The sequence below is a fragment of the Candidatus Pseudomonas phytovorans genome, assembly GCA_029202525.1.
Classification (GTDB): domain Bacteria; phylum Pseudomonadota; class Gammaproteobacteria; order Pseudomonadales; family Pseudomonadaceae; genus Aquipseudomonas; species Aquipseudomonas phytovorans.
On record CP119325.1, the window covers coordinates 1,075,822 to 1,098,660 of the forward strand.

Here is a 22,839-nt window from a genome sequence, read left to right on the forward strand (position 1 = left end):
ACAGAGTGAAGACGCGCTGTCCCGAGTGTGCGAACGGTTGCCGGAAAGGGGTGAAACGGGCAAGCGTGCAGAGTAGGATGGCGCGATGCGGTAATTGAGGTAACGAGGATTTCCATGTCAGACACGTTGAATTCGGTGCCCAAGGCGGTCGAGATCGTCAAGCGGGCCAACTGCTTCCAGGGCTTCTACAAGCTCGACAAGGTGCACCTGCGCCACGAGCTGTTTGCCGGGGGCATGGGCCGCGAGATCAGCCGTGAACTGTTCGTGCGCCACGATGCAGTGTGTGTGCTGCCTTACGACCCGTTGCGCGATGAAGTGGTGCTGATCGAGCAGTTCCGTGTCGGCGCGCTGGACAAGGTCGGTAACCCCTGGCTGATCGAGATGGTTGCCGGGCTGATCGACAAAGATGAGCAACCCGAGGAAGTCGCCCACCGCGAAGCCGAGGAAGAAGCCGGCCTGACGTTCAGCGCCTTGTGGCCGATGACCCGCTACTTCCCGTCGCCCGGCGGCAGTGACGAATACGTTCACCTGTTCCTTGGCCGCTGCATCAGCGAAGGCGCAGGCGGCTTGCATGGCCTGGAAGAAGAGGGCGAAGACATCCGCGTGCGCGTGTGGTCGTTCGAGGATGCCTTGCAGGCGGTGCGCGACGGGCGCATCTGCAATGCGGCGACCATCATTGGCTTGCAATGGCTGGCGCTGAACCGTGACGAAGTACGAGGTATGTGGAAGTGAACCTGCTGCGCGAGCGCTATCGAGTCGACCTGGTCGGGCTGCAGGCCGCCTGCGAGGCCAACTACGCCCGGTTGATGCGCCTGTTGCCCGACATGCGCACCACCCAGAGCTCGCGCCGCATCGGCATGACCCAAGGCGACCAGATGCTCGGCGTGCTGGTGCTGGACGTGGTGCTGGCCTGCCCCTACACCACCACCTTGCACGTGCGCCAGGAGCACAGCCTGCCGTGGCTGCCGGTGCCGCACCTGGAAGTGCAGGTTTACCACGATGCACGCATGGCCGAAGTGGTCAGTGCCGAGCACACCCGGCGCCTGCGCAGCATCTACCCGTATCCGAACGAGGCCATGCACCAGCCGGACGAAAAGGCCCAGCTCAACCTGTTCCTCGGTGAATGGCTGAGCCACTGCCTGGCTTGTGGCCACGAACTGGCAAGCGTTCGCTGACATGCACTCAGACCACACGCGCCCTGTATATGTGGTGCAACTGACCGACGCCCATCTTTTCGCCGACCCGGCCGGCAGCATGCTGGGCCTCAATACCCGCGACAGCCTGCGCCATGTGGTCGCGCAAGCGCGGCGTGAGCAAGCGCTTGTCGACTTGCTGCTGTGCACGGGTGACCTGTCCCAGGACGCCAGCGTGGCGTCTTATGAAACGTTCCGTGAGCTGACTGCACCGTTTGTCGTGCCCACCCGCTGGTTGCCGGGCAACCATGACGAAGCCAAGCTCATGGCTGAAGTGGCCCCGGAGCTGGTGCAAGCCGTAACCGATGTTGGCGCCTGGCGGATTGTCATGCTCAACACTGCGGTGCGGGGGGCGACACACGGCCTGCTGGAGGACGACCAGCTGGCATTGCTGGAAGCCGCTTTGAAAGAAGCGGGTGAGCGGCATTGCCTGGTGTGTTTGCACCATCAGCCAGTGGACATCGGCTGCGCGTGGATCGCGCCGATCGGCTTGCGCAATGCCCAGGCGCTGTTCGACATCATTGAAGGTTATCCACAGGTGCGGGCGTTGCTGTGGGGGCATGTGCACCAGGAATGGGATGAAGTGCGCGACGGCCGGCGTTTGCTGGCTACGCCGTCTACCTGTATCCAGTTCGCGGCGCGCAGCGAGGACTTTCAGGTGAGCGAAGAGAAGCCAGGGTACCGCTGGTTGCGCCTGCATGCCGACGGGCGGTTGGAAACCGGGGTGGAGCGGGCCACGGACTTTGAGGTGAAACTCGACTTCGATAGCCCGGGTTATTAGAGGTATTCAGGCCTGCTCCATCCATGTGGGAGCGGGCATGCCCGCGAACACGGGCGAAGCCCGTGCCATCCACCGCGTCGCTTGCTTCGCGGGCAAGCCCGCTTCCACAGGGATCGCGCAGGGGCTGGTACTGGCAATTTGAAGAAATTATTGCGATACCCGTTGTACTGCGTCAAAACCCGGCGAACGCGCTACACTGCGCGTCCCTGCGCCCGCATCATCCGGCGCGAAGCCACAGATTCCGGGGGCAGCATGTCGGGTTCCATCCTCTATATCCATGGCTTCAACAGCTCGCCGCTTTCGACCAAGGCGCGCCAACTCGAAGCCGTGATGCAGCAACTGGGCCTGTCGGCGCAGCTACGCGTGCCCGCCTTGCACCACCACCCGCGCCAGGCCATCGCCCAGCTCGAAGCAGCCATCGCCGAACTCGGCGCGCCGTTACTGGTGGGCAGTTCGCTCGGCGGCTACTATGCCACCTGGCTGGCCGAGCGCCATGGCCTCAAGGCTTTGCTGATCAACCCTGCGGTAACGCCGCACAAGCATTTCGACGGCTACCTGGGCACTCAGCGTAACCACTATAGCGGTGAAACCTGGGAGTTGACCCACGATCACGTGCAGGCCCTGGCCGAGCTGGAAGTGCCGGCCCCGTCAGATGCCAGCCGCTATCAAGTGTGGCTGCAAACCGCCGATGAAACCTTGGACTATCGCCACGCCGAGCGGTATTACCGCGCATGTGCCCTGCGTATCCAGGCCGGTGGCGATCACAGCTTCCAGGGCTTTGCCGAGCGCCTGCCGGCGCTGTTGGCTTTTGCCGGCATTGCTCGCGGGCAGTATGCGGCGCTCGATTTTTCTGTATTTTGACTTTTTTTGCATTCACCAGACTGACGACGAGACCCTATGGCCAATCCCAGCGCTAGCGCCTATAACGCAGACGCCATCGAAGTCCTCTCGGGCCTTGACCCGGTCCGCAAGCGGCCGGGCATGTATACCGATACCAGCCGCCCCAACCACCTGGCCCAGGAAGTCATCGACAACAGTGTCGACGAAGCCCTGGCCGGCCACGCGCGTTCGGTGCAGGTCATCCTGCATGCCGACCATTCGCTGGAGGTCAGCGACGATGGCCGCGGCATGCCGGTGGACATCCACCCGGAAGAGGGTGTGTCCGGGGTCGAGCTGATCCTTACCAAGCTGCATGCCGGCGGCAAGTTCTCCAACAAGAACTACCAGTTCTCCGGTGGTTTGCACGGTGTGGGCATTTCGGTGGTCAACGCCCTGTCGACCCAGGTGCGGGTGCGCGTCAAACGTGACGGCAACGAATACCAGATGACCTTCGCCGATGGCTTCAAGGCCAGCGAGCTGGAAGTGGTCGGTTCGGTCGGAAAGCGCAACACCGGCACCAGCGTCTACTTCAGCCCCGACCCCAAGTATTTCGACTCGCCCAAATTCTCCATCAGCCGCCTCAAGCATGTGCTCAAGGCCAAGGCCGTGCTGTGCCCGGGCCTGCTGGTCAGCTTCGAAGACAAGGCCAGCGGCGAGAAGGTCGAGTGGCATTATGAAGACGGCCTGCGCTCTTACCTGGTCGATGCGGTCAGCGAGTTCCAGCGCCTGCCTGACGAGCCGTTCTGTGGCAGCCTGGCGGGCAACAAGGAAGCCGCAGACTGGGCGTTGCTGTGGTTGCCGGAAGGTGGCGACAGCGTGCAGGAAAGCTACGTCAACCTGATCCCCACTGCCCAGGGCGGCACCCATGTCAACGGTTTGCGTCAGGGGCTGCTGGATGCCATGCGCGAATTTTGCGAGTTCCGCAGCTTGCTGCCGCGTGGCGTGAAGCTGGCGCCAGAGGACGTCTGGGAGCGCATCTCTTTCGTGCTTTCGATGAAAATGCAGGAGCCGCAGTTCTCCGGGCAGACCAAAGAGCGCCTGTCGTCGCGCGAGGCGGCTGCCTTCGTTTCCGGCGTGGTCAAGGACGCTTTCAGCCTGTGGCTCAATGCCCACCCTGAGCTGGGCATGCAACTGGCAGAGCTGGCCATCAGCAACGCCGGGCGCCGCCTCAAGGCCAGCAAGAAGGTCGAGCGCAAACGCATTACCCAGGGCCCGGCACTGCCTGGCAAGTTGGCCGACTGTGCCGGCCAGGACCCGATGCGGGCCGAACTGTTCCTGGTCGAGGGTGACTCGGCCGGTGGTTCGGCGAAGCAGGCACGGGACAAGGAGTTCCAGGCGATCCTGCCGCTGCGCGGCAAGATCCTCAACACCTGGGAAGTGGACGGTGGCGAAGTCCTGGCCAGCCAGGAAGTGCACAACATCGCCGTGGCCATCGGTGTCGACCCGGGTGCCACAGACCTGGCGCAACTGCGCTACGGCAAAGTCTGCATCCTTGCCGACGCCGACTCTGACGGCCTGCACATCGCCACGCTGCTGTGTGCGCTGTTCGTCCAGCACTTCCGGGCGCTGGTCGAGGCCGGGCATGTGTACGTGGCCATGCCGCCGCTGTACCGCATCGACCTGGGCAAGGAAATCTACTACGCCCTCGACGAAGCCGAGCGTGACGGTATCCTCGACCGCCTGGTGGCCGAGAAGAAGCGCGGCAAACCGCAGGTGACCCGCTTCAAGGGCCTGGGCGAGATGAATCCGCCGCAACTGCGCGAAACCACCATGGACCCGAACACCCGGCGCCTGGTGCAACTGACCCTGGACGATGTTGAGGCCACCTGCGAGCTGATGGACAAGCTGCTGGCCAAGAAGCGCGCCGGTGACCGCAAGAGCTGGCTGGAAACCAAAGGCAACCTGGCTGAGGTCATGGTTTGATTCGGCAGGTACTTGCCGTTTGCCTGGCGCTGGTTGCCCTGCCTGCCTTGGCGGGTAACTGGCCGGAGCTGAAGCTGAGTGCCGAGCACCCGATCGACGGCATGCGCAGTGGTAACCTGTCCGGCCTGGTGCAATGCCGGGGCGGGCTGTGGGGCGTGTCCGACCGCGACGACGACCGCATTTACCGCTTCGACCAGCAGAACCAGACCTGGCGCGCGCAACCGTTGACCTTCACCCCGCCACCGCCGCCGGAAAGCGGCCTGCCGTGGGGCCTGAAGTCGCGCAACTGGGCGGCGTCGTACATTCGCGGTGGTGAGCTGGATTTCGAAGGTATCACCTGCGACCAAGCGGGTAACCTGTACCTGGCCAGCGAGGCCCATGCTGGCGTGTTGCAATTGCCGGTGGACGGCGAACCGGCCTGGTTGAAGATCGACCCGGCCATGGTGCGCCAGGCCCGCGCCAGCGGCATGCTGCTGAACTTCAATGCCTTGTTCGAAGGCCTGGCAATCAACCCTGCGGGTGACCGCCTGTGGCTGGCGGCCGAACGTGAGCGCCGTGGCCTGGTGGCTATCGAGCGCCAGCAATCGGTGTGGACTTGCGGGCGCAGCTGTGTGCTGCTGAGCGAGGCCGGGGTCGAGATGCAGCCGGCGCAAATGCCCAATGCCCGGGCACTGTCGCGCGATTTTGCCGACCTGGCCTTGTTCGAGGGCAAGCTGTTCACCCTCGAACGCAATGCCTACCGGGTTTGCCGGCGTGATACCAACACCGGCAAGGTCGAGCGTTGCTGGTCATTCGCCGCCGAGGCGCTTGAGCCCATGCGGCGCTATGACCAGCCGTTCGGCCTGGCCGAAGCGCTGGTGATCGACACCAAGGGCGCCTGGATCGGCCTGGACAACAACAACGGCGACCGCGCCGATGGCGAAAATCGGCCAATCGTGTGGCGCTTCGATGCACCGGAAGGTGGCTGGAGCGCCAAGCCATGAGCCAGGCGCCGGGCAAGCGGGCGGGCAGGGTACTGATGATCCTCGCCTGGGCGGCGGCGATGTTCCTTGCCACGCGCTTTTTCGGCCAGTGGGAAGACCGCCAGCGAAACCCCAATGCCCAGGTGCAGTCCGAGCACGGCGAAGGCTTTGTCGAAGTGCGCCTGTTGGGCAATGGCCAGGGCCATTTCATGGTGGATGGCGCCATCAACGGCCAGGCGGTGCATTTCATGCTCGATACCGGCGCCACCGATGTGGCGATCCCTGAGGTGTTGGCACGTGGGCTGAACCTGGAGCGCGGCAGCCCGGTGCTGCTCAGCACCGCCAATGGCCGCACCCAAGGCTACCGCACGCGCCTGGCCAGCCTGCAACTGGGCGATATTCGCCTGCAGGACGTGCGCGCCACCGTGGTGCCGGGCCTTGACGGGCAAACCGTATTGCTGGGCATGAGTGCCCTGAAACAACTTGAATTTACCCAGCGCGGCGGCACCATGCTGTTGCGCCAGAACCTGAAATGACGAGGCCCGCATGAGCGACTCACTGGAACTCAGCCTGGACGGCGTCGAACGCCGCTCGTTGGCTGACTTCACCGAACAGGCCTACCTCAACTACTCCATGTACGTGATCATGGACCGCGCCTTGCCGCACATCGGCGACGGCCTGAAGCCGGTGCAGCGACGCATCGTCTATGCCATGAGCGAGTTGGGGCTCGATGCCGACTCCAAGCACAAGAAGTCAGCGCGTACCGTCGGTGACGTGCTCGGCAAATTCCACCCCCACGGCGACTCGGCCTGCTACGAAGCCATGGTGCTCATGGCGCAGCCGTTCAGCTACCGCTACACCCTGGTCGACGGCCAAGGCAACTGGGGTGCGCCGGACGATCCGAAGTCGTTCGCCGCCATGCGTTACACCGAGGCGCGGTTGTCGCGCTACGCCGAAGTGCTGCTTGGCGAAGTTGGCCAGGGCACCGTGGATTGGGTACCGAACTTTGACGGTACCCTGCAGGAGCCGGCTGTGTTGCCGGCGCGCCTGCCGAACATCCTGCTCAACGGCACCACCGGTATCGCCGTGGGCATGGCGACCGACGTGCCGCCACACAACCTGCGTGAAGTGGCCAGCGCCTGTGTGCGCCTGCTCGACGAGCCCAAGGCCACCATCGAGCAGTTGTGCGAGCACATCCAGGGGCCGGATTACCCGACCGAGGCGGAAATCATCACGCCGCGGGCAGAAATCCTCAAGATGTACGAAAGCGGCCGCGGCTCGATCCGCATGCGTGCCGTGTACAGCGTCGAGGATGGCGACATCGTCGTCACTGCTCTGCCGCACCAGGTCTCCGGTGCCAAGGTACTTGAGCAGATCGCCGCGCAGATGCAGGCCAAGAAGTTGCCGATGGTCGCCGACCTGCGTGACGAATCGGACCACGAGAACCCCTGCCGCATGGTGATCATTCCGCGCTCCAACCGCGTGGATGCCGATGAGCTGATGCAGCACCTGTTCGCCACTACCGACCTGGAGAGCACGTACCGGGTCAACGTCAACATCATCGGCCTGGATGGCCGCCCTCAGTTGAAGAACCTGCGTGCATTATTGGTGGAGTGGCTGGAGTTCCGTACCAACACGGTTCGCCGCCGGCTGCAGCACCGCCTGGACAAGGTGGAAAGGCGCCTGCACCTGTTGGACGGTTTGCTCACCGCATTCCTCAACCTGGATGAAGTGATCCACATTATCCGTACCGAGGAGCATCCCAAGCAGGCCCTGATTGCCCGGTTCGAGCTGAGTGAGATCCAGGCCGAGTATATCCTCGAGACCCGCCTTCGGCAGTTGGCGCGTCTGGAAGAGATGAAAATCCGCGGCGAACAGGATGAACTGCTCAAGGAGCAAGCCAAACTGCAGGCCCTGCTGGGCAGCGAGGCCAAGCTGCGCAAGCTGGTGCGCAGCGAACTGATCAAGGATGCCGAAACCTACGGCGATGCACGCCGCTCGCCAATCGTCGAGCGCGTCGAAGCCAAGGCCCTGTCGGAAAACGAACTGATGCCGACCGAGCCGGTCACCGTGGTGCTGTCGGAAAAGGGCTGGGTGCGTTGCGCCAAAGGCCACGACATCGACGCCACCGGCTTGTCGTACAAGGCCGGCGATGGCTTCAAGGCTGCGGCAGCGGGGCGTTCCAACCAGTTTGCGGTACTCATCGACTCTACGGGCCGCAGCTACTCGGTGGCTGCTCACAGCTTGCCGTCGGCTCGTGGTCAGGGCGAGCCGCTGACCGGCCGCCTGACGCCACCGCCAGGGGCCACCTTCGAGTGTGTGCTGTTGCCGGACGACGACGCGCTGTATGTGGTTGCCTCGGATGCGGGCTACGGCTTTGTAGTCAAGGGTGAGGACCTGCAGGCCAAGAACAAGGCCGGCAAAGGTTTGCTCAGCCTGCCCAACGGGGCCAAAGTCATGACCCCGCGCCCGGTGGCCAATCGGGAGCAAGACTGGCTGGCAGCGGTTACCACCGAAGGCCGCCTGCTGGTGTTCAAGGTCAGCGACTTGCCGCAGCTGGGCAAGGGCAAGGGCAACAAGATCATTGGCGTGCCGGGCGACCGGGTAGCCAGCCGTGAAGAATTTGTCACCGACCTGGCTGTGATTGCCGAAGGCTCGACCCTTGTATTGCAAGCCGGCAAGCGTACGCTGTCTCTGAAGGTGGACGACCTGGAGCATTACAAGGGCGAGCGCGGACGGCGAGGCAGCAAGCTGCCACGCGGCTTCCAGCGCGTCGATGGTTTGCAGGTGGAAGTGCCGGCGTAACGGGCAGAAATGTCTGGAACGGCAATTTCAGCGCCGTTCCGGGCAGAAATGCTGGAGTCGGGCGGTTATTTCGCGGATGATATGGCCCCTGCGGTGCCGACGTAGTCGTGTGCCCGTTTGAATTTATATGTATCACTGCGGTGTGCCTTCAGGCGACCGCCTGGATGGGATGATGAAACTTCTGCGCCTTCCATTTGCGCTGTTGATGACTGGCCTGCTGGGCCTTGGCGGGTGCACCATGCATCAGCCGGTTGCCCTGTACCAGCTCGACAGTGGTGATCCTGGCCAGCCTTCGCAGAGTGCAGGCATGGCCGTGGTACTTGGCCCGGTATCGGTGGCCGATTACCTTCAGCGTGAGACGTTCTTGCAGCGCCAAGCCGATGGCAGCCTGACTTCGGCGACCGACGGTCGTTGGGCCGGTAGCCTTTCGTCGGATATCGACCAGTTGCTGGTGCGCCAGCTTGCCTGGCGCCTGGACAGCCAGCGTGTGGTGCTGGCACCAGCCACCACCGGCTTCAGCCCGGACGTGCAAGTAGTGCTGTCTATCACCCGCCTGGATTCGGGTACCAACCAGCCGGCAGTTCTGGATGCCCAGTGGCGCCTGCTGGACCGCCGTGGCCATGTGCGTGATAACCGCATCATTCACCTTGAGCAGCCGCATGAGGGCAGCGAGTCGTCGCAGGTTCAGGCCCAGGGCCAACTGCTGCAGAAACTGGCCGAACAGTTGAGCACCGCGGTCAAGCCGCTGGCCAACCAGCCGGCGATCGTCGAAGAGCCACCGAAAAAGCCTGCTGCGCCGGTGCAGGTGAAGAAGGAACCGGAGAAATCCAAGATCCCGATGGCCTCGCCGATTCGTACCGATATGGAAGTCTATCGGTTCTGACCGAATAGCCAGATACAAAAAAGCCCGCGATCATGCGGGCTTTTTTGTGGCTGGCTGTTCATGTGTTGCCCGTGCTGGCCTCTTCGCGGGTAAACCCGCTCCCACAGGTTTGGCGCAAGGCTCGAGGGCGGTGACATCCCTGTGGGAGCGGGTTTACCCGCGAAAAAACCACCTCGGTTTCAGGCCCGGCGCTCGTGCATGCGCGCCAGTTGCCTTTCCAGCATCGACGGGTATGGCTCCATCAACCGTTCCACGCAGCAAGCACCCTCAGGGCTGGCAATCGGGCGAATACGGGCACGCTGGCGAATCAGTGAGTCATCGCTGATCTGCCGCTCCACCAGCAACAAGTTGCGGCTGTGCTGCGACAGCGCCAGGGCATCCTGGGCCTTCTCGGCCATCAACAGGTCAACCAGCTCCAGCCCATGCAGGTCATTACCCAGGGCCAGGCCCAGCTGCAGTTGCAGGGTGATGCCGCTGTCGGCCACTTCGATCTGCAGGGCATGACCCAAGGCACGCAGCAACTCGCCACAGCAAATGGCGTTGGTCAGGTAGTCCTCGCCACACACGCGGCTGTGGAACAGCACCAGGGTGCTGCCGTCGTTGAGCGTGTGGGTTTCGCCGTCATAGAGCGAGGCAGCATGCTCCAGGCAATCGCGGTAGCGGTCGGTCAGCTCGGTCAGGCGTGTGCGCGGCAGGCGGCGCAGTTGTTCCTGCGAGCCCAGCTGTACGGCAAGTACGGCGCTGTACTGTGGCTCGTCAGACTCGATCGGGGCGGCCTTGGGTGCGCTTTCATCGTCCAGCAGGCCGGCGAAGGCCTCGTCGTCGTCCTCGTCTTCGAGGGCGGCAACCTTGGCTCGGGGCGCGGCCTTGGGCGCCGGGGCGGCATCGTGCGGGTCGTCGAACTGCTCGTCGTCCTCTTCTTCGAACTCCGGCTCCGGCGGTGGCGGCGGGGCCAGTCGCGCATGCAGTTGGCGGGCGATGTCGCCGATCTCGTCCTGGCGGTCGGTTGCCGGGGTATAAGGCTGCGGATCGCGCAGCCATACCCGCAGTTGCAGCAACGGCAGGGTGATGTGGCGGCCTTGGCGCAGGCTCAGGGTCAAGGCCAGCACCAGCAGGATGGCGGCAAGGATACCCATGCTCTGCAGGCTGATCAGCATCGGCTGCTGGAACTGGCTCATGTCCAGGCTGATGCGCAGTTGCCCGGCAGTCACATCCTGGAAGCTGATCTTGGTCTGGTACACGCCCTCGGCCTCGCCCAGCAGGCTGTTGCGCGGGCGCTGGCCGGCCTCGGCGAGGATACGGTTGTCCACACTGTAGATCGCTGCATGAGCCACCAGCGGGTTTTTCACCAGGTTGCCCAGCAGTACATTGAGGCTGAGGATATCGTTGGCTACCAGCAGTTCGGTCGCCGAAGTGGCCGTCTGGGTGGTGAGGCTCTGGCCCAAGGCATCGGCCTGCTCGTGCATGGCCTGCTTGAACTGCAGGCCCATCACGCAGGCATAGATCACCAGCGCCAGCGCGACCAGGAAGATGTTGGTGCAGGCGATGCGCAGTGCCAGCGGCACGCGACGTTGACTCAGGGCACGATAGATCATCAGGAAGAAATTGTCTGGTTTGACGGGCGTGGGCCGGTTCACTGAGCTCGGCTCTTAATGGCAGAAAGTGTGGGGCAGTATAGCGACCCGGGTTTTGTCGGCAAAGTGTCGTTGGCGCCCGATGGTCACGGAAAATCGGTAGAATGCGCATTTTTCATCGAAGTCGGAGCCAGGTTGTGCGCGAAATCGTCCTGATCAACATCACCGGTGAGGACCGTCCCGGTCTCACTGCGGCTATCACCGGCGTCCTGCTGCAGGGCGGTGTGAGCATCCTCGACATCGGCCTGGCAGTCATGCACGGCACTTTGTCGTTCGGTATCCTGGTCGATATCCCGGACAACGAAGTGGCTACGGCCCTGTTGCAAAGCGTGCAGGCCAAGGCCCACGAACTGAACCTGCAGGCCCGCTACACGCCAATTTCCGAGGCGGACTACCAGCATTGGGCTGACGGCCAGGGCGAAGCGCGCCACATCGTCACCCTGCTCAGCCGCAAGATCACCCCTGAGCAACTGCAGCGGGTGAGTGCGGTGATCAGCCAGTATGGCCTGACCATCGAGCGCATCGAGCGCCTGTCGGCACGTGTGGCGTTGGAAGCCGAAACTGACAAGGGCAAGGCGGCCATCGAGATCTCCGTGCGTGGCACGCCGAGCGATGCCCAGGCCCTGCGTGCCGACTTCTTTGCCTTGGCCGAAGCGCTGAGCATCGACATCGCCTTCCAGAAGGACGACCTGTTCCGCCGCAACCGTCGCCTGGCGGTGTTCGACATGGACTCGACGCTGATCGAGGCCGAAGTCATCGACGAACTGGCCAAGGCGGCCGGCGTGGGTGAGCAGGTGGCGGCGATCACCGAGCGCGCCATGCGCGGTGAACTGGACTTCCGCGCCAGCTTCAAGGAGCGCATGGCGCTGCTCAAGGGCCTGGATGTGGGTGTGCTGGACGAAATCGGTGCCTCGCTGCGCCTGACCGAGGGTGCCGAAAACCTGTTCGCCGAGCTCAAGCGCCTGGGCTACAAGACCGCGATCCTGTCCGGTGGCTTTACCTACTTTGCTCGTCAGGTGCAGGCGCGCCTGGGCATCGACTACGTGTTCGCCAACGAACTGGAAGTGGTCGACGGCAAAGTGACCGGTGTGGCTGTGGAGCCGATCGTCGATGCTCAGCGCAAGGCCGAGCTGCTGCAGAAGCTGGCCAACGAAGAAGGCTTGCAGCTGGAGCAGACCATTGCCGTGGGTGATGGCGCCAACGACCTGCCGATGCTGTCGCTGGCCGGTCTGGGTGTAGCGTTCCGCGCCAAGCCGCTGGTGCGCCAGTCGGCCAAACAAGCCATTTCCACCCTGGGGCTGGATGGCGTGCTGTACCTGCTGGGCCTGCGCGACCGCGACGCGCGCGGCTGATCTGAAAATCCGGGGCCGCACAGCGCCCCCAATAAAAAGGCCCTGCATATGCAGGGCCTTTTTCATATGGCGCGAATCAAGCCTGCGCAGGCGCCGCCAACAGCTGCCCCATGCGCACTGCGGAACCAGCACCCAGGTTTTCGGCCCACTTCACCTGCTCTGGCCCGAACAGCACGATGGCGGTCGAACCCAGCTTGAAGCGGCCCAGCTCGGCACCTTTCTCTAGGTGGATCGGCGCACGGCTGGCTTCGTCGTAACGGAAAGTCTTCAGCTCACGCTTGGGTGGGGTCACCAGCCCGGCCCACACGGTTTCGATCGAGGCGACGATCATCGCACCCACCAGCACCACGGCCATCGGCCCACGCTCGGTGTCGAACAGGCAGACCACGCGCTCGTTGCGGGCGAACAGCTCGGGAACGTTCTCTGCGGTGGTCTGGTTGACCGAGAACAGGCGGCCCGGCACATAGACCATTTCGCGCAGGGTGCCGGCCAGCGGCATGTGCACGCGGTGGTAGTCCTTGGGCGACAGGTAGATGGTTGCAAACTCGCCGCCCATGAATGGCGCTGCCATGGCCGGGTCACCGCCCAGCAGCTCTTGCGCACTGAAACCGTGGCCTTTGGCCTGGAAGATGCGACCGTGCTCGATCGGGCCGAGCTGGCTGACGGCGCCGTCGGCCGGGCACAGGATGGCGCCCGGGGTTTCGTCCAGCGGGCGGGCACCGGGCTTCAGGGCGCGGGTGAAGAACGCATTGAAGTGCTCGTAGGCGCTCAAGTCCTCGACCAGTGCTTCGCTCATGTTGACCTGGTAGCGCTTGGCGAACCAGGCGGTGAAGGCGTTCTTGAACCAGCGGGCGCGGCACTCGGCGATGCAGCCGGCCAGCCGCGACAGCAGGTGGTGCGGCAGCAGGTACTGGCTGATGATGAACAAACGGGATTTCATGCAGGTTCCTTAAACTTCTACAGGCGTGTCCGGGTGGTTGCCCCATTCGCTCCACGAGCCGGCATAGGCCTTGACGCGTGGGTAGCCGAGGGCCTTGGCCACCAGATAAGTGAAGCCGGAGCGGCGGTGGGTCTGGCAGTGGGTGATCACTTCCTTGTCGGGCGTGATGCCCAGGTTGTGCAGGACTTCGGCGATGTCCTGGCGAATGCGCAGGTGGTCGTTGAGGTCCATGCCAGCGGTCCACTCGAAGTTGATCGCACCGGGAATGTGGCCGCCCTTGGCTGCCAGCACTTTCTCGCCGCTGAACTCCTGCGGGCCGCGCGCATCCCAGATGACCAGGTCCTCGCTGTCCAGGCGGCTTTGCAGGTACTCGCGGGTGGCCGTGGGTTCACTGTCGATGTGCAGGTGCACTGCGGCGTTGCCGCTGGCAGGCACTTCGGTGGAAAGCTTGTCCGCCGGCCAGGCCTGGATGCCGCCATTGAGGTAGTGATAGCGCTTGTGGCCGATCACGTCGAGCAGCCAGATGAAGCGCCCGGCCCAGCCACCGCCTTCATCGTCATACACCACATACACGGCATCGTCGCGGTGGCCGAGTTCGCTGAACAGCTTTTCCAGCTCGCCCAGGGCCGGCAGCAGGCCCGGCGCAGGTGGCTGGCCAAGCTGGGTGCGCTTGCCTTCGACAAAGCGCGCGCCGGGGATATGCCCGCTGACATAGCGGTTGGCGTTGCTCAGGTCGACCAGGATCAGCTGTGGCGAACCCAGCCGCGGCAACAGGTCCGCGGCTTCGATCACCAGGGGCAGGCCGGAAAAGTCAGTCATCCACGGTCTCCAGTGTGGAAAGAGGGGTGATTGTAGCTCAAGGCTCAGCCCTTGCGGTTGACAAACACTGACAGCGCCCGCTCGGTGCATTGCGCGGTTTTGCCAAAGGCCTGCACGCTGATATCGGCCAAAGGCCGGCAACCCTGGTCGGCCACCATCAGCATCAGCACCTGATCGTTTACTGCAAGCGAGCGCAGCAGCACGTGCTCGCTGCGAAACAGCGCACGCAGCGGGGGTGGCAGCAGGGCCGAGAACTGGGTGTGGTTTTCCGGGGTGATACGCAGTTGCCCGGCCTGGGCCATCAGCTTTTGCAGCAATTTGTTTTGTGATACCTGCAGGGCCAAGGCCCCGGCCTCTTTGGGCAAGCCGGCGATCTGCTGCACGCGCAGGTAGTCGCTGGCCTTGTCCAGGCTCAGCAGCATGATGCGTTGCATGCCGCAGGCCAGCAGTGCTTCGCCGGCCTGGGTGGCCAGGTGCACGGTGTTGGTGAACGGGCTGGGCTGGGCCAACAGGTCCTGGCACAGCTTGCGCCAGCGCGCCAGGTCGTCGCTGCTGGGCGGTGGCGGGGCCAGCATGTCCGGGTGCGGGCGGCGCTGGTGCCAGGGCCAGATAAGTGCTTCAGCCGGGTGGAACAGGGCATGCCTGGCGTGGCGGCGGGCGCTGGCGGCCGCCTGCTGGTGTACTTGCTGCTGTACGTCTTCCAGCGAGGTCTGCAGGTACAACGCAGTCAGCAGCTGCCAGCGCAGCAGGTGCGGGTTGTCCCAGCCTACCTGCGCGGCCAGCGCAAGGTTGTTGGCCAGCAGCACAGTGTTGGCCGGCTGGTTGAACCAGCGGCGCAGGCCGGGCTCGGCGTCCAGGCGGTGTTGCTGGCTGAGCAGGTCTTCGTCGCGGGCGATACTGAGCACCAGGGCCAGTTGTTCGCGCTCTTCCAGCAGCAGGCGGTAACCCTGGGTCACCCACTGCGGCAGGCGCCAGTACTCTGCCATGGTCTGGCACAGCGCCATGATGCGCACGCCAAACAGCTCTTCCTCTACCTGGGCGGCGTCCTCGCCCTTGTGGATAACCCGAAGCTCCCAGGTGTCCAGCAGCTTGGGGTAAGCCAGCGCCAGCGGCCACAGCGGTGACAGGAAAAGCAGGCTTCCCCAGTGAATTTCCTGCCACAGCCGTGCCAGGCGGCTGGCGAACAGGCCGCTGGCCTGTTGCGAAGCGTGCTGGCTGATCAGTTGAAACTGGCTGAGCACCGGCGGGATTTCTTCGACGGGCAGCGAGGGCAGGCGCTTGAGCAGTTGCTCGCTGCGCTCCAGGCCCAGGCGGTTGAGGGCGACTTCCAGGCTTTCGGCGGGCTCTGCCTGGCTGGCGTTGGTGGGGTGATTCGCTTCGCGCATCACCGAAAGCACCAGTGCCGGGCTATCCTGCATCAGTTCGGCGATATCGCGCAGCGAGCGGCGGTTATCGTGGATGGCAGCCATGACCCGGTCGTAGCTGTGCTTCGGCACGGGTATGCGAACACTCTCGAGCAGCTTTACCCAGGCCTCTAGCGTACGTGGGGCCTGAGCGGGCACCTTGGTTTCAATTGGCATTTTGACATCAGTCCGAACTGGCTTTTCGCATTGAGTGGCTATAGTCTGGCGCAGTTCTGCCGATAAGTAGAAGAAGAGTTTTAAAGCTCCCGTCTCTCACCCCGACCACGACAGCAAGTGCTTTGAACCTATGGCTAAAATTATCGGCATCATTGTCGTATTCGCGAGCGTGCTCGGCGGGTACGTGCTCTCCCACGGCAAGATCGCTGCACTGATCCAGCCGTTTGAAGTACTGATCATTGGCGGCGCAGCCTTCGGTGCATTCCTGCAGGCCAACCCCGGCTACATGACCATGCACGTCATCAAGAAGTCGATGAAGATGTTCGGCTCGCGCTTCACCCATGCCTACTACCTGGAGGTATTGGGCCTGGTGTACGAGATCCTCAACAAGAGCCGTCGCGAAGGCATGATGGCCATTGAGGCCGACATCGAGGACGCATCTGCCAGCCCGATCTTCGCCAAGTACCCGACAGTGCTGGCCGACGAGCGCATGACCGCGTTCGTCTGCGACTACCTGCGCATCATGTCTACCGGCAACATGGCCCCGCACGAGCTTGAGGGCCTGTTCGACATGGAACTGCTGAGCATGAAGGAAGAGCTCGAGCACCCCTCCCATGCGGTGACAGGCATTGCCGATGGCATGCCTGGTTTCGGTATCGTTGCGGCGGTACTGGGTATCGTGGTGACCATGGCTTCGCTGGGCGAGGGTGATCAGGCTGCCATCGGCATGCACGTGGGTGCGGCGCTGGTCGGTACCTTCTTCGGTATTCTGGCTGCCTACGGCTTCTTCGGCCCGCTGGCCAAGTGCCTGGAGCACGATGCCAAGGAAGAGCTGAACCTCTACGAATCGATCAAGGCTTCGCTGGTTGCCTCGGCCTCGGGCATGCCACCTTCGCTGGCCGTCGAGTTCGGGCGCAAGGTGCTTTACCCCAAGCATCGCCCTAGCTTTGCCGAGCTGGAACAAGCAGTACGCGGTCGCTGATTCATGGAAAACAATCAGCCCATCATCATCAAGCGCGTCAAGCGCTATGGCGGCGGCCACCATGGCGGCGCCTGGAAAATCGCCTTCGCCGACTTCGCCACGGCGATGATGGCCTTCTTCCTGGTGCTGTGGCTGATGTCCACCGCCACGCCGGAGCAGAAGATCGCCATTGCTGGCTACTTCAACGACCCGATCGGTTTTTCTGAAAGCGGCACGCCATACGTCATCGACCTGGGCGGCACGCCTGAGATGGCGCCGGACAAGACCATCAATCCGGAAGTGAAGACCGAGCCGATGCAGGAGAACCCGGTCCAGCTGAACAAGGACCAGGTCGAAACCATGGCCGAGCAGGTCGAGCGCGAGCGCCTGGAACTGCTGCTGCAGGAACTGCAGAACAAGGTCGAAGAGAACCCGCAACTGCAGAAGTTCAAAGACCAGATTCTGTTTGAAATTACCCAGGACGGCCTGCGCATCCAGATCATGGATGCCGAGAACCGGCCGATGTTCGACATCGGTAGCGCCCGTTTGCAGCCGTACTTCGAAGACATCTTGCTGGCCATGGCCGATACCATCAAGGCGGTGCCAAACAAGATCAGCGTCAGTGGCCACACCGATGCCAAGCCGTATGCCGGCAGTGGCGAGTTCGGCAACTGGGAACTGTCGGCCAACCGTGCCAATGCTGCGCGCCGTGCGCTGGTGGCAGGTGGTTACCCGGACGGGCAGGTGGCGCGGGTGGTGGGCTATGCCTCGTCGTCGCTGTTCGACCGCAAAAACCCGTTCAACCCGGTCAACCGCCGTATCGATATCATCGTGCTGACCAAGAAGGCCCAGCGCAATATCGAGGGTGAGCAGGGTTCGCCGGAGGCTCCTGCCACCGAGCCTGCCGTGCCGCCGGCCAGTGGCGCTGCGCCAGGGGCTTCGGCACCCGTTGCGCCAACTGCACCGGGGACGGCTGCCGAGACAGAGCAAGCGCCGATGCAGCCGCGCGAGCTGCGCCAGAAGCTGAACATCTTCGAAGATGGCACGCTGAAGATGGATGAGGCCAAGGAGCAGTAACGCAGTCGCGGCCCGGGGGAGGGCCGCTTCTACCGCTTACGCTTAGTAGCTGTCTTGCGTCAGGCTGGCGATGATCGAGCGGTAGCTGTTCATGCGTTGCGGCTTGATGCGCCCCTCGTCCAGGGCCTTGAGCAGGGCGCAGCCCGGTTCGCGGTCATGTTTGCAGTCGCGGAAGCGGCAGGTGCCGAACAGGTCGCGGAACTCGATGAAGCCTTCCTCCACGTCGTCGCGGCTGACATGACCAAGGCCGAACTCACGGATGCCCGGCGAATCGATCAGGTCGCCGCCGTTAGGGAAGTGGTACAGCCGCGCGGTGGTGGTGGTGTGGGTACCCTGGCCCGACCATTCCGACAGGTCGCCGACACGGGTGCCGGCGTCTGGCAGCAGGCTGTTGACCAGCGACGACTTGCCCACCCCCGACTGGCCGACGAACACGCTGATGTGGCCATCAAGTTGCTGCTGCAGGCGCTGCATGCCGTCACCGTGGTGTGCCGATACTTCCAGCAGCGGGTAACCCAGATCGCGGTAGACCTCCAGCAGCGAGTGCAGGGCGGGGCCGTTCTCGTCGTTGATCAGGTCGGCCTTGTTCAGCAGCAGCAGTGGGCGCAGGCCGGCGTGCTCGGCAGCGACCAGATAGCGGTCGATCAGGTTCGGGTGCGGCTCCGGCGCCGGGGCGAACACGATCACGATCAGGTCAACGTTGGCTGCCACCGGTTTCAGCTGGCCGTGGTTGTTTGGCCGGCACAGCTCGGTGCTGCGGGGCATCTGCGCCACGATCACGCCGATGCCCTGGTTACCCGCACGCCACACGACACGGTCGCCGGTGACCAGCGCCGGCAGGTTGGCGCGCAAGTGGCAGCGGAACACCTGGCCTGCAGTTTCGCCATCCTGGGCTTCGACTTCTACCTGCACGCCAAAGTGCGCGATCACCAGGCCCAGTTGCTCTGGCCCCAGGTCGCCGCCCTCCAGTTCCTGCAGCGCATGCTGCTCGCGTTTGGCGGCGCGAGCGGCGCGCTCACCCTGGATTTTTTCGATCCGCCAGTTCTGGCGGCGATTGAGCTGGCGTTTGGCCATGAAGGTACCGTGAGAAAGGCCCGGGTAGGGCATTGAAAACGGCTGGCAGTTTAGCACGCCAGGCGTTGGACTATTTCGCTTACCTTTGTTGCGCGAATGGGCGTGCTTTGGCCGCTAGGCTAATATGACGGCCTATATGAGGAGCCCTGCATGCAAAACCCACAGAACCTGATCTGGATCGATCTGGAAATGACCGGCCTGGATCCGGACAGTGATGTCATCATCGAGATGGCCACCATCGTCACCGACAGCGAGCTGAACACCCTGGCCGAAGGCCCGGTAATCGCCATCCACCACAGTGACGAAGTGCTGGCGCGTATGGACGAATGGAACACCCGCACCCATGGCGGTTCGGGGCTGACCCAGCGCGTGCGCGAGAGCAAGGTCAGCATGGCTGAAGCCGAGGCGCAGACCATCGCCTTCCTCGAACAGTGGGTGCCCAAAGGCAAGTCGCCGATCTGCGGCAACAGCATCTGCCAGGACCGCCGCTTCCTCTATCGCCACATGCGCAACCTGGAAAACTACTTCCACTACCGCAACCTGGATGTCTCCACTCTGAAGGAGCTGGCCGCACGATGGGCACCGGACGTGCGTGACAGCTTCAAGAAGGGCAATACCCACCTGGCGCTGGACGACATCCGCGAATCGATCGCCGAGTTGCGCCACTACCGCGAGCACTTCATCAAGGTGTGATCCGAAACGGCGCAGTTATTGTAACTGCGCCCCCTTTTGGTGCCCTTGGCAACTGGTTAGACTGCGCGCCTTTCCCGCACGGACCCGCACCATGTTGTTGATGCTCTATCTCATTGCAATCACCGCCGAAGCCATGACCGGCGCGTTGTCTGCCGGGCGCCGCGGCATGGACTGGTTCGGCGTGGTGCTGATTGCCTGCGTCACCGCCCTGGGTGGCGGCTCGGTACGCGACGTGCTGCTCGGGCATTACCCGCTGACCTGGGTGAAGCACCCGGAGTACCTGGTGCTGACCAGTTTTGCGGCGTTGCTGACGATTTTCATTGCGCCGATGATGCGCCGCCTGCGCTCGCTGTTCCTGGTGCTCGATGCCCTGGGGTTGGTGGCCTTTACCCTGATCGGCTGCATGACCGCGCTGGAAATGGGGCAGGGCATGCTGGTGGCGTCGATCAGTGGGGTGATCACCGGGGTGTTTGGCGGGATCTTGCGGGATATCTTCTGCAACGACATTCCACTGGTGTTCCGCCGTGAGCTGTATGCCAGCGTGTCGTTTGCGGCAGCGTGGTTCTACCTGGGGTGCGTGTATTTCAAGGTGCCGGCAGAGCAGGCGATGCTGCTGACCTTGTTCGGCGGGTTCCTGGTGCGCTTGCTGGCGATCCGCTTCCACTGGGAAATGCCCAAGTTCCATTACAACGACCAGCAATAATCGCAGGGCTGAGGCGCTACCCGGTCTCTGTGGGAGCGGGCTTGTCCCGCGAAGCAGGCGGCGCGGAGCATGGCACCGGCTTCGCCGGTGTTCGCGGGGCAAGCCCGCTCCCACAAGGTAATGTGTTGTTACTGGAAGCCGTGCCGGGCCAGCGCCCACTCCACATGTTCGCGCACCAGCTCTGATTCGTTCTCGCGCCGGGCCTTCAGCGCCTCGATCACAGGGATGGTGGAGGGCGCATTGCCCAACCCCACCGCCAGGTTGCGCAAAAACCGCTCATACCCCGCCCGCCGCAACGGCCCACCCTCGGTCTTGCGCAGGAAGGTGCGCTCGTCCCACAGGAACATTTCCGCCAACTCGGCATTCTCCAGCCCATGCCGTGGCTGGAAGTCCTGCTCCTGGCTGGGCTTGGCAAAGCGGTTCCACGGGCAGACGATCTGGCAGTCATCGCAGCCGAACACCCGGTTGCCCATCATTGCGCGCAACTCGACAGGAATCGCGCCCTTCAGCTCGATGGTCAGGTATGAGATGCAGCGCCGGGCATCCAGCACATAAGGCCCGACAAACGCCTGGGTCGGGCAGATGTCCAGGCAGGCCTGGCAGCGACCGCAGTGCTCGCTGGCAGTCGCTTCGTCCACCGGCAACGGCAGGTCGACAAACAGCTCGGCAAGGAAGAAATAGCTGCCGGCCTTGCGGTTAAGCAGCAAGGTGTTCTTGCCGATCCAGCCCAGCCCGGCCTGTTCGGCCAGGGCCTTTTCCAGCACCGGGGCGCTATCGACGAATGCGCGATAGCCGAACGGGCCGATGGCCTCCTGGATACGGTCTGCCAGGAACTGCACGCGCTTGCGCACCAGCTTGTGGTAATCCCGGCCCAGCGCATAACGCGAGATGTAGGCCTTTTCCGGCTGTGCCAAGCGCTGCGCCATCTGGGTGTCGCCAGACCAGTAGTCCATGCGCAGCGAAACCACTCGCACCGTGCCGGGAATCAGTTGGTCGGGGTGCGAGCGCTTGCTGCCGTGCGCGCCCAGGTACTCCATCTCGCCTTGATAGCCGGCATCGAGCCAGCGCTGCAAGTGGTGTTCGTGTTCGCCAAGGTCGACCCCGGCGATGCCGACATGGGCAAAACCGAGTTCCTGGCCCCAAATCTTGATCGATTGGGCCAGTTGGGCGAGGTCAGGTGTGCAGCTGGACATGGATGGGCAAGGCAATACGGGCTCAGGTGCGTATAATTCTGCCAGACATTGGAGCCTTTGACCCCATGCCGCAGACCAAACACACAAGCCATGCCCCGCAACTGCTCAGCAGTGTGACCGTTGCGCACCTGCCAGCGCGGGCCGCGCATGCCCATAAAGGCGACTTCGGCCATGTACTGGTGGTCGGTGGCGATCTTGGCACCGGCGGCGCTGTGCTGTTGAGCGCTGAGGCCGCCCTGCGCTGTGGCGCCGGGCTGGTCAGCGTGGCGACGCGCCCTGAGCATGTTGGCGCGAGCCTGGCCCGCCTGCCCGAGACCATGTGCCTGGGTGTCAGCTCGGCCAATCAGTTGATGGGCGTGCTGGAGCGCGCCTCGGTGCTGGTGGTAGGCCCAGGGCTGGGGCAGGCGGCGTGGGGGCGTAGCCTGCTGTCGGCCGTGGCCAACGCCGAGCGGCCGCAGGTGTGGGACGCCGATGCCCTGAATTTGCTGGCGTGTACCCCGCTGGCCCTGCCCAGTGGCAGCATCCTCACCCCGCACCCGGGGGAGGCGGCGCGGTTGCTGGGCATTTCCACCGAAGCGGTGCAGGCCGACCGCCAGGGCGCTGCGCGCAAGCTGGCGCGCCGTTACAACAGCGTTTGCGTGCTTAAGGGGGCTGGCACCCTGGTGGCCGACCCGGCCGGGCAACTGATGCTGTGCGAGCGAGGCCACCCGGCGATGGCCGGGGCCGGCTTTGGCGATGTGCTGACCGGTGTGCTGGCAGCGTTGTTGGCTCAGGGGCTGGATGCCTGGCAGGCTGCTGGCCTGGGGGTGTGGTTGCATGCCTGCGCAGGCGAGCGGCTGGGTGTAAAAGGTAGAGGCCTGGCGGCCAGTGATCTGGCGCCGGTCATTCGTGAGTTTCTGGAGGAGCATTCTGCGTGTCTGGCATAACCCTGTTTCTGGCCGATGAAGACGCCACGGTCAAGTTTGGCGCAGCACTGGCCGCGGTGACCGGCGGTCGCGGCGTGATCTTTCTTGAAGGCGACCTGGGGGCGGGCAAGACTACGCTTTGCCGAGGGCTGATCCGCAGCCTGGGCCATACGGGTGCAGTTAAAAGCCCGACCTTCACCGTGGTCGAACCCTACGAAATCGGTGACGTTCGGGCGTTCCATTTCGACCTTTATCGCCTGGTCGATCCGGAGGAACTGGAGTTCATGGGTATCCGTGACTATTTCGAGGGCGACCCGCTGTGCCTGTTCGAGTGGCCACAAAAGGGTGCGGGCGTTTTGCCAAAGCCTGACCTGACCATTACCATAAGCCCCCAAGCGGGCGGACGCTCGCTGATCCTTTCGCCGCAGGGGGCTCGCGGCGAGGCCTGGTGCATGTCACTGGCCAAACACTATAAACAGTAA

At 63.6% G+C, this 22,839-nt stretch carries 22 protein-coding genes; 16 read left to right on the forward strand and 6 right to left on the reverse strand.

The features are described from left to right. Positions 1–114 precede the first annotated feature (114 nt). The 9 genes from P0Y58_04680 to P0Y58_04720 all read left to right on the forward strand — a co-directional run bounded on the left by P0Y58_04680 (position 115) and on the right by P0Y58_04720 (position 9,426). Positions 115–732 carry an NUDIX domain-containing protein gene (locus P0Y58_04680; GenBank protein WEK31497.1) on the forward strand — a complete coding sequence of 206 codons (618 nt, stop codon included), beginning with the start codon at positions 115–117 and terminating at the stop codon, positions 730–732. Continuing rightward, a complete protein-coding gene (locus tag P0Y58_04685) occupies positions 723–1,175 on the forward strand; it encodes a DUF1249 domain-containing protein (GenBank protein ID WEK31498.1) in 453 nt (150 codons plus the stop codon). Before P0Y58_04680 ends, P0Y58_04685 begins: the two co-directional genes overlap by 10 nt. Before the next feature lies 1 nt (position 1,176). Continuing rightward, complete coding sequence (cpdA, locus tag P0Y58_04690; GenBank protein ID WEK31499.1) at positions 1,177–1,974, forward strand: 3',5'-cyclic-AMP phosphodiesterase; 798 nt, start codon at positions 1,177–1,179, stop codon at positions 1,972–1,974. Positions 1,975–2,226: 252 nt separating this feature from the next. Further along, positions 2,227–2,835 (forward strand): esterase, encoded by a 609-nt coding sequence (locus tag P0Y58_04695; GenBank protein WEK31500.1) that lies wholly within the window; start codon positions 2,227–2,229, stop codon positions 2,833–2,835. A 36-nt stretch (positions 2,836–2,871) separates the two neighbouring features. Beyond that, positions 2,872–4,776, forward strand: a complete 1,905-nt coding sequence (gene parE / locus P0Y58_04700) for a DNA topoisomerase IV subunit B (GenBank protein WEK31501.1) — start codon at positions 2,872–2,874, stop codon at positions 4,774–4,776. Further along, entirely contained in the window at positions 4,773–5,759 is a 987-nt protein-coding gene (locus P0Y58_04705; GenBank protein ID WEK31502.1) for an esterase-like activity of phytase family protein, read from the forward strand. Before parE ends, P0Y58_04705 begins: the two co-directional genes overlap by 4 nt. Beyond that, positions 5,756–6,274 (forward strand): TIGR02281 family clan AA aspartic protease, encoded by a 519-nt coding sequence (locus P0Y58_04710; GenBank protein WEK31503.1) that lies wholly within the window; start codon positions 5,756–5,758, stop codon positions 6,272–6,274. Before P0Y58_04705 ends, P0Y58_04710 begins: the two co-directional genes overlap by 4 nt. Positions 6,275–6,284: 10 nt before the next feature. Continuing rightward, positions 6,285–8,543, forward strand: coding sequence for a DNA topoisomerase IV subunit A (gene parC, locus P0Y58_04715; GenBank protein ID WEK31504.1), 2,259 nt, complete (start codon positions 6,285–6,287; stop codon positions 8,541–8,543). Positions 8,544–8,715: 172 nt separating this feature from the next. Then, the gene (locus P0Y58_04720) at positions 8,716–9,426 is read left to right on the forward strand and encodes a PqiC family protein (protein WEK31505.1); all 711 of its coding nucleotides are present in this window, start codon (positions 8,716–8,718) and stop codon (positions 9,424–9,426) included. Positions 9,427–9,605: 179 nt separating this feature from the next. Here P0Y58_04720 and P0Y58_04725 read toward each other — a convergent pair whose 3' ends face one another. Further along, entirely contained in the window at positions 9,606–11,063 is a 1,458-nt protein-coding gene (locus tag P0Y58_04725; GenBank protein WEK31506.1) for an AhpA/YtjB family protein, read from the reverse strand. A 134-nt stretch (positions 11,064–11,197) separates the two neighbouring features. Here P0Y58_04725 and serB point away from each other — a divergent pair, with 134 nt between their 5' ends. Beyond that, positions 11,198–12,412, forward strand: coding sequence for a phosphoserine phosphatase SerB (gene serB, locus P0Y58_04730; GenBank protein WEK31507.1), 1,215 nt, complete (start codon positions 11,198–11,200; stop codon positions 12,410–12,412). A 76-nt stretch (positions 12,413–12,488) separates the two neighbouring features. On the opposite strand, the gene asd is transcribed toward serB, so the two are convergent. From asd to P0Y58_04745, 3 genes are read right to left on the reverse strand one after another with little or no spacing between them, the layout of a single operon-like run. After that, a complete protein-coding gene (gene asd, locus P0Y58_04735) occupies positions 12,489–13,352 on the reverse strand; it encodes an archaetidylserine decarboxylase (protein WEK31508.1) in 864 nt (287 codons plus the stop codon). Between the two features lie 9 nt (positions 13,353–13,361). Beyond that, positions 13,362–14,171, reverse strand: coding sequence for a rhodanese-like domain-containing protein (locus P0Y58_04740; GenBank protein WEK31509.1), 810 nt, complete (start codon positions 14,169–14,171; stop codon positions 13,362–13,364). 44 nt (positions 14,172–14,215) lie between these two features. Beyond that, complete coding sequence (locus P0Y58_04745; protein WEK31510.1) at positions 14,216–15,751, reverse strand: HDOD domain-containing protein; 1,536 nt, start codon at positions 15,749–15,751, stop codon at positions 14,216–14,218. Positions 15,752–15,881: 130 nt separating this feature from the next. Here P0Y58_04745 and motA point away from each other — a divergent pair, with 130 nt between their 5' ends. Next, on the forward strand, positions 15,882–16,733 hold the full coding sequence (gene motA / locus P0Y58_04750; protein ID WEK31511.1) for a flagellar motor stator protein MotA: 852 nt from the start codon (positions 15,882–15,884) through the stop codon (positions 16,731–16,733). 3 nt (positions 16,734–16,736) lie between these two features. Then, positions 16,737–17,789: a flagellar motor protein MotB gene (gene motB, locus P0Y58_04755; protein ID WEK31512.1), complete on the forward strand. Its 1,053-nt coding sequence runs from the start codon at positions 16,737–16,739 to the stop codon at positions 17,787–17,789. A gap of 42 nt (positions 17,790–17,831) precedes the next feature. On the opposite strand, the gene rsgA is transcribed toward motB, so the two are convergent. After that, positions 17,832–18,863, reverse strand: a complete 1,032-nt coding sequence (gene rsgA, locus P0Y58_04760; GenBank protein WEK31513.1) for a small ribosomal subunit biogenesis GTPase RsgA — start codon at positions 18,861–18,863, stop codon at positions 17,832–17,834. A gap of 150 nt (positions 18,864–19,013) precedes the next feature. Between rsgA and orn the strand changes: the two genes are divergently transcribed. Both orn and P0Y58_04770 read left to right on the forward strand, forming a co-directional pair. Then, a complete protein-coding gene (gene orn, locus P0Y58_04765) occupies positions 19,014–19,556 on the forward strand; it encodes an oligoribonuclease (GenBank protein WEK31514.1) in 543 nt (180 codons plus the stop codon). A 91-nt stretch (positions 19,557–19,647) separates the two neighbouring features. Further along, complete coding sequence (locus P0Y58_04770; GenBank protein ID WEK31515.1) at positions 19,648–20,259, forward strand: trimeric intracellular cation channel family protein; 612 nt, start codon at positions 19,648–19,650, stop codon at positions 20,257–20,259. Positions 20,260–20,387: 128 nt separating this feature from the next. On the opposite strand, the gene queG is transcribed toward P0Y58_04770, so the two are convergent. Next, a complete protein-coding gene (gene queG, locus P0Y58_04775) occupies positions 20,388–21,452 on the reverse strand; it encodes a tRNA epoxyqueuosine(34) reductase QueG (GenBank protein ID WEK31516.1) in 1,065 nt (354 codons plus the stop codon). A gap of 65 nt (positions 21,453–21,517) precedes the next feature. Between queG and P0Y58_04780 the strand changes: the two genes are divergently transcribed. Beyond that, positions 21,518–22,378: an NAD(P)H-hydrate dehydratase gene (locus P0Y58_04780; GenBank protein WEK31517.1), complete on the forward strand. Its 861-nt coding sequence runs from the start codon at positions 21,518–21,520 to the stop codon at positions 22,376–22,378. Continuing rightward, positions 22,366–22,839 (forward strand): tRNA (adenosine(37)-N6)-threonylcarbamoyltransferase complex ATPase subunit type 1 TsaE, encoded by a 474-nt coding sequence (tsaE, locus tag P0Y58_04785; GenBank protein ID WEK31518.1) that lies wholly within the window; start codon positions 22,366–22,368, stop codon positions 22,837–22,839. Before P0Y58_04780 ends, tsaE begins: the two co-directional genes overlap by 13 nt.